This is a genomic window from Bacillus cereus group sp. BfR-BA-01430 (assembly GCF_022663115.1).
In the GTDB taxonomy this organism is placed as follows: Bacteria; Bacillota; Bacilli; order Bacillales; family Bacillaceae_G; genus Bacillus_A; species Bacillus_A cereus_BD.
Genome location: NZ_JAKUEW010000002.1, coordinates 68794 through 80189 on the forward strand (window position 1 = coordinate 68794; position 11396 = coordinate 80189).

Here is an 11396-nt window from a genome sequence, read left to right on the forward strand (position 1 = left end):
GGCGTGCTGCTTTTTATTGTTTTACAGCATGAATGTAGTGAATCGTTTCAAAGGCTGATAGATAGTCTTGTCGATTGCGAAAATAAAGAGCATTGATTTGAGTTGGTGATAAATGTTCATAGATGAGTAAACCAGATTTTTCTAACATCTTCTCCATTTCAAAATAAGAAAAGCACGATTTCATCGGTTCACCGCCCGCAGAAGCCATTTTGATCATATTTCCGACTCTATTAGAAATTCCTTTTGTTTCAAAGAGTTTTTCATCTGCATAATCAAACACAATAGAACTTCCCGGTGGAACGATAGTAAATAGATCATTGATTAAATTGGACATTTCTTCTTTCGTTAAATAGTAAGAAACACCTAAAAGGCTAAAGAATGTTTTTGTACGACGGAATCCTTCAGCTATTAGGTTTGTATACATAAACTTTTTTGTAAAGTCCATAGAAACAAAGTGAAGATTACTAGGAATTTTCAAATCTGTTTCATGTAATCGTTTCATTTTAAAAGTTTGTGTAGCAGGGTGATCAATTTCAAATATTTCTAAGCTGTTTTCCAGTTCTGGATGTCGAAAGCTAAAGGTGTCTAATCCAGCTCCGAGTATGACATATTGTGTTAATCCTAATGTGATTTCGTGGAGTAATACTGCTTCACAATATGCAGCACGTGCTAATGGTGTTGGAGAGAGTTGAACTTGGGTAATCCATTTTAATAGTTCTTCTGTATTTCCTTTCAATTTTTGTGCAATATCTTTGTTGAAGAATTGTATACCTTGTACCATGTTTTCTTTGATCGTATTATATTCTTGTTCAGAGATTAATTCTTTTGCTATATTATCATGAAAAATTTTCGGTGTATCAAATTGACTATGATACGATCTGCTAAAAGCTGCTACTAATGAAGTTATACTGGATGCGTTTTCTTTCATCTCAACACACTCCTTTTTAAAAACAAAAAAATAAGATTCTCCTGGCCAGGAGAATCTTATTATAAATCTAAAACAATCAAATGTAAATTGTAGCATAAAGCAACTTTTTTGTCAAATATTTTAATTTTGATATGAGAGGCGAAATTTGTTTAAAGAAAGTCATTAAGAATAAGACAAAACTCGCATCTCACTTACGAGTTTTGTCTTAATGATGCTAATAATTAGTTTTTGTTATCTTGTTTCTTTTGCTTATTAGGTGTAATTTCATTAGCGAATTCCGTATTTGCCAAGTTTAATTTAGTTGGAGTAAACGTTTTTGTCGTATTTTGAACACTTTGAAACAAACGTTGAATCGGTTTCTTTATATTTGAATTCCGTGTTGCAGCTACACCGAAAATGGTTCCTAACCCTAATAAGGAAAACCATATCCATCCTCTATTAGTTCTTCTATTTCTAAACAAGTTAAACATTTGCGGCGGTCTTCTTCCAGAAGTAAATAATGACATGGCGAAATTAAGTATATTCATCTCTTTGCCCCCTGTAAAAGTATAATTAGAAAAAGAATTGTCAGCTCTATTTCATATGATTTATCTTGCAATATTTTATAAAAATTTATGATACCAACTTATAGTAATGTCTTCGGTTTGTTTCTAAAATTTTAAGATTTCCTAAATATTTTTCATGAAAATATGCAAAATAGTTTTATCGATATTTCAAAAAGGGAAATGAAAACAAGATGAAAAGTTATGTACTAACGATTTGGAATTTTATCGATCCGATATATTACAAATTTACGCGATTAACTTATATTCATAAGGGAACTTGTGATGACAATATTTTGCGCGTGAGGGTTACGCGTTACAAAGGAAAAAATATAACTCTTTCAGATGGTACACGAATCAATAAAAATGATACTTTAATTAAAATTCATTTACACAATGTTCGTTTACTAAATGAAATGAAGTCGTTTGAAAATAATATTAAAAAAGGAAAGTTCATTTATCAATACGTCAAAAAGTCCTTACCAGATCTTGCGTTATATATTCAAAATCATCCTAAGGCAGATAAAATTAAAGGTGTAATTGGCATTACTATGTTAAATCGAGGAGCGGATCGATTAGGATTTGAATTTGTTTCTATTTCGAATCCTTTTTATAAATGGTTTAAATGGATAGCGTTTATACCAATATGTTTATTGTCTGGTAATAATTCGATTATAAAAATGGTAAAGAATAATATATCTTCTTCTCCTCAATATTTATTTATGTCAAAGGAAAGTTTATTGGAAAGATACACTTATAAAGCCTCACATGAAGTCTCTAAAAGAAGATAGTAGAGCAATATAAAATTCTATATTCTAATTGGGGAGTAAAGATACAAGCTGTTAACGAGATCTGTTAACAGCTTTGACTGTCTATACTGCATGTAGTTCTTTATTTGTAGTTGGTATTGATAGTTGATGCAATGTAATTTCTGGTCTACTTCCCACTCGAATATTTACTCCTGTTTGCCCAAGTCCCTCATTAATATAAAAAGGTTTCCCATCTTGCGTATGAAGTCCTTTTATCATATTCATTCTTGCAAGCTTACCCATTTTCACAAGGTGATAGGCCTTTGGATAACAAATTTGCCCACCGTGGAAATGACCAGCAAGTAAATAGTCAAAATGATATTCTTTCATATGAAGAACGACATTTGGATCATGAGTTAATACTAAATTTACGCCTTGCTTAATCCCTTTGTATGAAGCTGTTAAGTCACTGCGTTTCGTACTAAAGTCATCAATGCCAATAATATTTATCAGTTTCCCTTGAGCATAAATGATATGATTTTCATTTTGCAGTACTTTACAGTTATATTGTTCGAGTGTTTCTTTTAATGTTTGTAAGTCTGTTTCACGCAACACATAATCATGGTTACCAAAAACGGCGTATATACCATACTTTGCGTGTAATTGATTTAATACTTCTAAATAGGGAGCAAGTTTCGGTATGGTACGCTTACGGTCAAGAAAATCACCCGTAAGTGCAATTAAATCAATTGATTCATCTTTTAGTTTGTTATAAAGCTGAGATGGGGAAATAGAAATATTTTCAAGATGCATATCGGAAAGGTGTAGAATATTTAATTTTAAATCTTGTTCGTGAATGTACTTTTGATTTATTTGAACTCTATTCATAACAACATCAGCTGTGTTTTTATGAGCTTTTTTGAAAAGGTAGAAGAGAGCAATAAATAAAATAGATAGTAATAAAATTTTCATTCCATCACTCCTTTTATAAAAAATTATACATGAAAAATCTTTTTGTTTTGTATGTAATTTATGGAACAAGAACCATCATTCATTACTACTAGAATAGAAAAGAAAAAGTGCTACATAATAAAAAAATAATGAAAAATATATTATTAATTGTTATGGCAAGAGGTGCTTTATGGAACAACATGTAACGCAAAAAAAGATCTTATTTTTGCCATTTTTACAAATCTCATCAGGACATTATCAAGTTGCAAATGCATTAATCGAGGGAATACAGAAGGATCAATTTCATATAAAATGCGATCAAGTGGATATTCTCTCATATAGTTATGGGAAAGTAGAGACATTCGTTTCCAACATGTATTTAAAGTGGATTGAAATATTTCCGGATTTTTACAACAAGATATACAAAGCTTTTGTTTACAAAAACGAAGAAGAGCAGAAACGGTATCGATTATACGAAATTTTGTTTGTCCCATTCATGAGAAAGTTAATAAAAGAAAAACGACCTGATCTAATTGTTTGTACGCATGCATTGCCTTCTTATATATTAAATTATTTAAAAGAAAAAGGTGAGCTAAAAATCCCTGTTATCAATGTATATACGGACTACTTTATTCACCAAGGATGGGGGATTACACATATTGATTTTCATTTTGTTCCATCCCGTTATATGAAAGAGTTTTTACAAAATAAAGGGATACATAATGAACAGATTTTTATTACAGGAATTCCCATTCATAGAAAAATAAAAAAACAAACAGAGCATGTAGAAAATGTTCCATCTTCTACATTGTCAGTCTTAATTACCGGTGGAAGTTTAGGAGTTGGAGCAATAGAAGAATTAATAGACCGAATAGGAATGGAAACAAGCATTTATTTTTATGTGTTATGCGGGAAAAATAAAAGATTATATCAAAAAATTCAACGATTACAACGAGATTATATTATTCCTTTACCATATATTACAAGTAGAGAAGAAATGAACAAACTTTATGACCTAATAGACGCCATTATTACAAAGCCAGGAGGAGTTACAATTAGTGAAAGTTTATTTAAAAGAAAACCGATTTTTATATATCATGTATTACCAGGACAAGAGGAAATTAATTTACAGCAGCTAAAACAGTTAGGGGTAATTATCCAGCTAAACAAGGTGGCAGGTGAAAGAGAAACTCTTGAGGAGCAATTATACTCCTTTTTTCAAAATAAAAATCGATTCCAACGTTATCAAGAATGTATAACAAACTATCAGCAACAGCTCATGATGAAAGAACCGTCACAAATCCTAAAAGAATTAATAAATAATGATATGGCCGAATAAAGCCTGCTGTCTCTTTAGTGAAAATAAATGAAGTGATTGTGCTGTTCATTATATTTTATGAAATGGATAATTCGTTTTAGTTATATATTTTTGTATATAAAATGATTTTATGAGGTGACATTTCATATGGAGCATATCGGACAAACGACCATAGAACTTCTAGTCGGTTTTTTCGTTTTATTAATTGCTACTAAATTGTTAGGGAAAATGCAGATTTCTCAACTGACTCCCTTTGATTTTATTTCTGCGATTGTTCTCGGTGAGCTTGTTGGAAATTCTATTTATGATCCTAAAGTGAAGGTATGGTCTATTTTATACGCTGTATTTATATGGATTATATTAATTTATACGATAGAAGTATTGACACAAAAATGGCGAAAGGCAAGAAATGTGTTTGAAGGGCATCCTTCTATCCTTATACGGAATGGACATATTGACAGAGAACAATTAAGTGCGAATCACTTAGATCTGAACCAGCTACAACAAATGTTGCGACAACAAAAAGATATTTTCTCGATTAGGGAAGTAGAGTATATGATTTTAGAACCAAATGGGAAAATCAGCGTCCTAAAAAAGCCTCAATATGCATCTCCTACAATTAAAGATTTAAGTTTAAAACAGAAAGCAGTATATATGCCGATTTCATTAATCAGTGATGGAGAGGTTATTAAGGATAATTTAAGAGAAGCAGGGTTTGATGAAAATTGGCTTTTAAAACAGATTAAACAAAGAGGGATTACAAAGTTTAAGGATGTATTATATGCGGAATGGAAGACAGATGAAGGATTTTTCTGCCAAAGAATGGATGGGATATGATATCAATAACTCCTACAGATTTCCAAAAAAAGAAAGCTCGTGTCTCTAGTGATAGATGGATGAAATTGCCGATTATCATTGTAGCTTTCTTATGATGAGAAAAGAAAAGTTGTTCATTTAAACGGCTTCCGGTAATGATATGGAAGGCGGAGTCATAGAATATGTGGAACTACATAATATATTATAAAAACTCTCCTTTGCGTCATGTATGTACTTGTCTTTTTCTTTTATGGGAGAAATGAATCGTTCATGATGAAAGTCAGCTCCAATATAGAAGCTGACTTTTTTATGTTGGTCATCATTTTTTAAGAAAGATAAGCAAACTCCTAATAAAATGAATGTTGCTTTTATTATACGTTCAATCCAGTGTGATAGAGACGGGGGTACGTATATTTGGAATAGACGTAATATCACAAGGGGATTTATCTCAATGAATAAGAACGTGAGCGAAATCGCATACTTCTATTTCATATGGGGATGATACCCATTATAGGATCTGAAAGAAAAAGGGGAGAATTTAAATGAATTACAGGATCTTTAAAGTTATTAATGGATTAGCTGGTCGTAATTCGAGCTTAGATGCATTTATGGTATTTATTTCGCAAAAAGCTCGATTTCTTTACATTTTTTTATTACTTATCATGTGGTTTAGAAATAATAGGTGTCGAAAACGTATATTGTTTGCTGGTATATCGGTAGGAGCTGCTTTATTTGTAAATCGTTTCATTCAGTTTCTTTATTTTAAACCACGTCCATTTATTATACATCCTGTGCGTTTACTTATTCCGGCTAAAAAGAATTCCTCATTTCCTAGTAAACATACAGTTGTAGCATTTGCCTTAGCGACTTCTATCTTACTTCGTGAGCGTTTATTTGGAGTTGTCATGTGGATTTTAGCCATTTTAACAGGTTTCTCAAGAATTTGGTTAGGGCATCATTATCCATTCGATATTATAGGAAGCGCATTCATTGGAAGTTCAATTAGTATAGCTGTTGAGAGAATAAAACGTTTATATGGAAAGTGAATCATACAGAAGTTGAATAATAGGAATTTGGTGGTTGGATTTTTTATGCTGTGTGATGGTTTAAAAGTATTGGTGTTAGGAAGAAAAAGATTATATAAATGGATATAATTACATAATGAATAACATAAAAAGAATCCCATTTTAGGATTCTTTTTATGTTATGTGCAATCATTTTTTAGTATGGGTAGCTTGATTTATGAGGGATAGAAAGAAATTCCACTGCCTTTTATTAACGATAAGATAATGCTTGTTTTCTTAACGCTTCCCAAGATTGTATAAACGTTTTTTTATTCACTTTATGTGCTTTCTTTGCAGTTAAAGGATCATTAATATAAACATGCTCGTCTTCAAATCCAATTAGTACAACGGCATGCAAATCTAGAGGAGTTTTAATTTGTTTATTCCCATGCTTCCAAGATTCCCATCTATCTGGAAGTTTGTAATCTCCCGTTGTCCAAACGACTACAGGCCTACCTATTTTAATTTGAGCAAGCACATCATTAAATGTTTTTCCTGTTAAGTTCACTGTACGATGGGGGAGATAATACTCCATCAATTCTTGTAAAGGCCCAGCATAGACAGCATACCCTTTCCTTTTTCCAGTTATATCTCCCACAAAACCTTTTTGAGGATCTCCCCATTGAATAATATCTCCATTTTTACCTATCGAAATGGGGGTAGGATCTTTTTTTACACTGTTAGCTAATTGCATTTTATTCACTTTTATGCCTGCATACTGTAATACCATTGCTAGGCTTGTCACTTCACAACCATATTTTAGTTCTGGTTTTTGAGGTATTAGTGGTACATCTAAAATGATTTTATTTTTAATGGAAGGAGCTGAAGGCTGCGAAGAATCCGTTTGAGATGTTCGATAATTTACATTTTTTATCGGTTTACTTCCTTTATTTGTAACATCAAATTGATGTTTTTCTATCGGAGGTTGTTGTGTAGAACAGCCTGTTAAAATCGAGAACAATATATATAAAATGAAAAGCTTCTTCAAATGATTCACCTTCTTTATGTCATAATATTTCATGAAACATCATTTTTTATTTAACTATTTTCTTTCTAAATATTTCTTAGTCCATAATGTTGAAAAGCATAAAAATGAAAATGTGTTCTGTGCTATAAACGGTACAGAAAAGAAACATATTTCTTTTCATAAAGGCGAATGATAAAAACTGAAGTAGATTGAAATGAGTCGCTTATGTAAGATAATTACAAACAATCGAGGTGATCCCATACATGCCGATGTTAGATGTAGACGGTAGTAGTCTTTATTATGTAGTGAAAGGAAAAGGGACTCCTATCCTTTTTATTCATCCGCCGATATTGACGCATTCAAATTTTGAGTATCAAATAGAGGAGCTATCTAAACATTTTAAAGTAATCGTTTTTGATATTAGAGGACATGGGAAAAGTTTTAGTTCGAGGGAACCTATAACTTATTCATTAATTGCGAAAGATATGAAAGCCTTATTAGATCATTTAAAAATAAAAAATGCTTTTATATGTGGATATTCAACAGGGAGCTCTGTGGCACTTGAGTTTTTGTTAACTTATGCAGAAAGGTCCTTAGGAGGCATACTAATAGGTGGAATGTCAGAGGTACGTCAAGGATATTTAAAAAATAAAATCTCTCTCGGTGTAAATTTAGCAAAGATAAAAGCCATTTCATTTTTAGCATTTGCTATTTCGTGGGGAAATTCTAATAAAATGACATTGTTTAAAAAAATGTTTCGAGAATCTCGAAATGGTAATGCGAAAAATATTGAGGAATATTATCGTTATAGCTTGCATTACAATTGTACCCACCAGCTTCAAAATATCCATCTACCGGTGTTATTAGTTTATGGAGAAAAAGATAAAACATTTTATAGTCATGCGAATATATTGCATGAAAAGTTACCATATAATGAACTGAGATTTATTCATCATACAAAACATCAAATTCCGACAAAAGCGGCTACAGAGTTGAATCAAATGATTGGAAATTTTATTTATACCCACACAGAAGTTCTTGAAGAAAAGGTACTTTCTTAAGCTATAGTATGGAAAGTATTTCAGAGAAGAATGTATATTCGTGTTAACGAGCTGCCCCAATTTATTCTTCACTTCTACTATAAAAAATAGTAGCACAGACCATAGCCGTGGTCTCTGCTACTAATCTTAATATGTTTTTTGATATCCATTTCACTAGATGATACATATACGATATAACTTTACAGTTCATATATAAATGGAATAAAGAGAAAAGGACAGGGGAGACTAGACTTATATGAAAAGAGTGTATCAAAAAAACTTCTGTAAGGAGTAGACTAAATGAAGCATGAAGAAGTGTTTAAAGTTGAAATTTCTGTAGGTAGTGAATTGGTAGCAAAGCACGAAATGAAGGCGTATGATGTTATAGATGTGATTGAAAAGCTAGCTCATACATATTTAGATGATGATATAGAACGTTTTGATGAGAAGTAAGGAAAATATGGATTATTTGTTGCGCTTATCCGGGCAGTAAGACTCCTACTTTAAGATTCAAAGAGAAGCAAGGAAGATAGGTGAGAGCTTATAATCAGTGAACTCCTGCCGATTATAAGCTTCACTTTATGCCCAAGGCGGATCATAAGCCTAAGATTTCTAGATATATGGCTAGGTTTGTCATACATCATACTCACGCATTTCTATATCGTTGCCTTTTCTTTGTTTAAGGAGCTGGGGTCAATGAAAAATAATTTGATATACTTGAAAACCAAAGTATATTCCGTATCCAATTAGCGATAAACCCGATAAAATTGTTAATAAGGATAGAACACGTAAGTTCAGTATATTACGAAAAGAACTGGATATAGTGGCCATAGTAATATCCCATAAAAAAATTCCTAAAATAATGCCTAGGCTATAAAGAAGAAGCTGATCGTTGTCGTATGAAGAAGCAGTTTTTGCTAAGATGGAGCCAAATATACCAATCCAAAATAAGATGCTGATTGGATTTGATAACGACATGAAGAAACCAGAGAAAAAAGTTTTTACAATGGATTCTTTGCTTCTATGATTCGTAATTGTAATTTCATTGGCGGATTTTAAACTTTCTATTCCTGTATAGAATAAAACAAAAGTTCCGAAAGACCATAAAAATAGTTTTACGATATCGGTCTGAAGAAAGTGCACAACTCCAAAATAGATAAGTAGCATATAAATAAGATCTGCGATTAAGGCGCCAATTCCTAGCACCCAAGAATGAAAAAATCCATATTTAATTCCTTTGTCCATTTGTGCGGCATTAATAGGCCCAATTGGAGCTGATAAGGATAAACCTAAAAAGATATAACTTAAAAAGATACTCATACAAATAAGTTCCTCCCATCTAGGGTTGCTGAATTTTATGTATACTTATTGGTATTCGGCTATTCATGTTTGTACAACTAAATAATATGTCAAAAAAACCAGATTGTATCACAAAAAAGCGATACAATCTGGTTTTTCACTTCTTTAACATGTAATTTCCTGATAGAAGTTTTCTTCCTATATGATGAGATTCATTATGACTGATTGTTATTTAAATATTTCATGGCTCTCGAAAAGGGACATTTTGATGGAATGGTTTCATCGTCACGTAAAAAATATTGCTGCCATTCATAGTTTTCTTTTTCACCATACCATTTAAGAGAGGGGTGGATTGGAGCTGTATCATAAGAATATAAACGTTTTCGTATCGCCTGTTTCAGCTTTTCGCTTAGCCTTTTCGGTTTCATTATTTCTTGCAATACCCACCTTGGGGTAATAGCAAGCATCATGCATGGAAAAGATCTACTTTGTCTTTTAACATGAGCGGGAGTAGCGCAGTAAACAAAATATGGTTCTTCATGAAAGCAAAATTCCCACGTGTTCTTCATAGGATCACTTGGAACATGTTCAGGCCATTCTTTTTCATCTAATTTACTTGTTTGGTTAAGAAGGGACCAATACCAATTTTCGTAGTCTGTCACTGTAGCTTTTGTACGAATTTTTGTTGGGGTTTCAATAAAAACAATAAGAGAGGTATAATTACCTAAATCTTTAGAGTGTTTTGCGTATGCTTTTAGTAAATGAGCCAATTCTTTACTAGTAGTCTCTTTTCTAGGATCACCGATAAATCCATATCTCAAATGATTAGATAAAAAACCTTTCTGTGCAGGAATGCAAGGAAAAGGCCGGTGTGTGTTTGTCATTTTACGAACAAAAGAATGAAATACGTCTTGCTGCCACTTCGGGACATTAGCACGATCTTCCTGTAACATCTCTTTATCATAAAGTATCATCACGTTTTATCCCCCCTATATGCAATACAATAATATATAGGGTATTAATGAAGGGGAAATAGGTGACTGACTATAGAAGCATTTGTACAATCATTATTGCTTTTGTGGATGTAAAAGATGCATGGAAATTTAGTGGTACAACGTTCCTTTTTCTCATTTGTAACTAAAATGTTTATAGCGTAATGAGAAGGAGGTATCGTGATGGAGAATAAAGAAGAAATAACATTTATCGATTGTAAGGGTAGAGAAATCAGTGTGATGATTGACACTAAAAATAAAAAGCCATTATGCCGAGAAGATGGATCGATAGTTGGTAAATATGTTTTATAAATCATAATGTGGTATTTGTTACATAGAAAAGGAATCCGAGTTGGATTCCTTTTCTAGTTAGTGTGTGAGTTAATAAATAGATAGTAAGACAATATAATATTACATTGTAATATTATAAAATTCAATAGGGGATTATAAAGAGGAGTTATCTTGTTTAAGAAATTTGTCATTCTGTATGGACGAGAAATAAGGTTCTTCATATCATCTTCTCCGGTGCTAACGGGCAGCGAGATTGACTTAGAGAAAAGCAAGAAAGATATGATTTATGCTTTTGAACAATCTCATTCATTTCTAAATTGAACTATCCCATCTTCAATTCGTTTATGAGGAGGGAGTCTTACTGCCTTAAAATAGCGGGACAAATTTTACTGGCAAATACAATCGCGAATGTAAACCGCATCGTGAAGAAGAATCCGTT

13 protein-coding genes are annotated in these 11396 nt (G+C 32.1%); 7 read left to right on the top strand and 6 right to left on the bottom strand.

Going from position 1 to position 11396, the window contains the following annotated elements; all coding sequences use genetic code 11:
• Positions 1 to 13: 13 nt before the first annotated feature.
• Together MR058_RS04735 and MR058_RS04740 are read right to left on the bottom strand one after the other, a co-directional pair.
• The gene (locus MR058_RS04735; RefSeq protein WP_242142889.1) at positions 14 to 928 is read right to left on the bottom strand and encodes a class I SAM-dependent methyltransferase; all 915 of its coding nucleotides are present in this window, start codon (positions 926 to 928) and stop codon (positions 14 to 16) included.
• Between the two features lie 221 nt (positions 929 to 1149).
• Positions 1150 to 1455, bottom strand: a complete 306-nt coding sequence (locus MR058_RS04740) for a hypothetical protein (RefSeq protein ID WP_242142890.1) — start codon at positions 1453 to 1455, stop codon at positions 1150 to 1152.
• 209 nt (positions 1456 to 1664) lie between these two features.
• Between MR058_RS04740 and MR058_RS04745 the strand changes: the two genes are divergently transcribed.
• Positions 1665 to 2261: a YkoP family protein gene (locus tag MR058_RS04745; RefSeq protein ID WP_242142891.1), complete on the top strand. Its 597-nt coding sequence runs from the start codon at positions 1665 to 1667 to the stop codon at positions 2259 to 2261.
• An 81-nt stretch (positions 2262 to 2342) separates the two neighbouring features.
• On the opposite strand, the gene MR058_RS04750 is transcribed toward MR058_RS04745, so the two are convergent.
• On the bottom strand, positions 2343 to 3191 hold the full coding sequence (locus MR058_RS04750) for a metallophosphoesterase (protein WP_242142892.1): 849 nt from the start codon (positions 3189 to 3191) through the stop codon (positions 2343 to 2345).
• 169 nt (positions 3192 to 3360) lie between these two features.
• Between MR058_RS04750 and MR058_RS04755 the strand changes: the two genes are divergently transcribed.
• The 3 genes from MR058_RS04755 to MR058_RS04765 all read left to right on the top strand — a co-directional run bounded on the left by MR058_RS04755 (position 3361) and on the right by MR058_RS04765 (position 6350).
• Entirely contained in the window at positions 3361 to 4509 is a 1149-nt protein-coding gene (locus MR058_RS04755; RefSeq protein WP_242142893.1) for an MGDG synthase family glycosyltransferase, read from the top strand.
• A 126-nt stretch (positions 4510 to 4635) separates the two neighbouring features.
• Positions 4636 to 5325, top strand: a complete 690-nt coding sequence (locus MR058_RS04760) for a YetF domain-containing protein (protein WP_242142894.1) — start codon at positions 4636 to 4638, stop codon at positions 5323 to 5325.
• A gap of 521 nt (positions 5326 to 5846) precedes the next feature.
• Positions 5847 to 6350, top strand: coding sequence for an undecaprenyl-diphosphatase (locus tag MR058_RS04765; protein ID WP_242142895.1), 504 nt, complete (start codon positions 5847 to 5849; stop codon positions 6348 to 6350).
• A gap of 229 nt (positions 6351 to 6579) precedes the next feature.
• Here the strand turns inward: MR058_RS04765 and MR058_RS04770 are convergent, their stop codons facing one another.
• Positions 6580 to 7356 (bottom strand): C39 family peptidase, encoded by a 777-nt coding sequence (locus tag MR058_RS04770; protein ID WP_242142896.1) that lies wholly within the window; start codon positions 7354 to 7356, stop codon positions 6580 to 6582.
• Between the two features lie 242 nt (positions 7357 to 7598).
• Here MR058_RS04770 and MR058_RS04775 point away from each other — a divergent pair, with 242 nt between their 5' ends.
• Both MR058_RS04775 and MR058_RS04780 read left to right on the top strand, forming a co-directional pair.
• Positions 7599 to 8396: an alpha/beta fold hydrolase gene (locus MR058_RS04775; RefSeq protein WP_242142897.1), complete on the top strand. Its 798-nt coding sequence runs from the start codon at positions 7599 to 7601 to the stop codon at positions 8394 to 8396.
• 279 nt (positions 8397 to 8675) lie between these two features.
• Complete coding sequence (locus MR058_RS04780) at positions 8676 to 8828, top strand: hypothetical protein (protein WP_242142898.1); 153 nt, start codon at positions 8676 to 8678, stop codon at positions 8826 to 8828.
• Positions 8829 to 9068: 240 nt separating this feature from the next.
• Here the strand turns inward: MR058_RS04780 and MR058_RS04785 are convergent, their stop codons facing one another.
• Together MR058_RS04785 and MR058_RS04790 are read right to left on the bottom strand one after the other, a co-directional pair.
• Complete coding sequence (locus tag MR058_RS04785; RefSeq protein WP_242142899.1) at positions 9069 to 9695, bottom strand: LysE family transporter; 627 nt, start codon at positions 9693 to 9695, stop codon at positions 9069 to 9071.
• A 194-nt stretch (positions 9696 to 9889) separates the two neighbouring features.
• On the bottom strand, positions 9890 to 10651 hold the full coding sequence (locus MR058_RS04790) for a YqcI/YcgG family protein (RefSeq protein WP_242142900.1): 762 nt from the start codon (positions 10649 to 10651) through the stop codon (positions 9890 to 9892).
• Positions 10652 to 10849: 198 nt separating this feature from the next.
• Between MR058_RS04790 and MR058_RS23270 the strand changes: the two genes are divergently transcribed.
• The gene (locus MR058_RS23270; protein ID WP_277926453.1) at positions 10850 to 10978 is read left to right on the top strand and encodes a hypothetical protein; all 129 of its coding nucleotides are present in this window, start codon (positions 10850 to 10852) and stop codon (positions 10976 to 10978) included.
• The last annotated feature ends 418 nt before the right edge of the window (positions 10979 to 11396 follow it).

Excerpts from the sequence above, each read along its gene's own strand:
- MR058_RS04735 (WP_242142889.1), bottom strand. The coding sequence starts at position 928 with ATGAAAGAAAACGCATCCAGTATAACTTCATTAGTAGCAGCTTTTAGC.
- MR058_RS04740 (WP_242142890.1), bottom strand. The coding sequence starts at position 1,455 with ATGAATATACTTAATTTCGCCATGTCATTATTTACTTCTGGAAGAAGA.
- MR058_RS04745 (WP_242142891.1), top strand. The coding sequence starts at position 1,665 with ATGAAAAGTTATGTACTAACGATTTGGAATTTTATCGATCCGATATAT.
- MR058_RS04750 (WP_242142892.1), bottom strand. The coding sequence starts at position 3,191 with ATGAAAATTTTATTACTATCTATTTTATTTATTGCTCTCTTCTACCTT.
- MR058_RS04755 (WP_242142893.1), top strand. The coding sequence starts at position 3,361 with ATGGAACAACATGTAACGCAAAAAAAGATCTTATTTTTGCCATTTTTA.
- MR058_RS04760 (WP_242142894.1), top strand. The coding sequence starts at position 4,636 with ATGGAGCATATCGGACAAACGACCATAGAACTTCTAGTCGGTTTTTTC.
- MR058_RS04765 (WP_242142895.1), top strand. The coding sequence starts at position 5,847 with ATGAATTACAGGATCTTTAAAGTTATTAATGGATTAGCTGGTCGTAAT.
- MR058_RS04775 (WP_242142897.1), top strand. The coding sequence starts at position 7,599 with ATGCCGATGTTAGATGTAGACGGTAGTAGTCTTTATTATGTAGTGAAA.
- MR058_RS04780 (WP_242142898.1), top strand. The coding sequence starts at position 8,676 with ATGAAGCATGAAGAAGTGTTTAAAGTTGAAATTTCTGTAGGTAGTGAA.
- MR058_RS04785 (WP_242142899.1), bottom strand. The coding sequence starts at position 9,695 with ATGAGTATCTTTTTAAGTTATATCTTTTTAGGTTTATCCTTATCAGCT.
- MR058_RS23270 (WP_277926453.1), top strand. The coding sequence starts at position 10,850 with ATGGAGAATAAAGAAGAAATAACATTTATCGATTGTAAGGGTAGAGAA.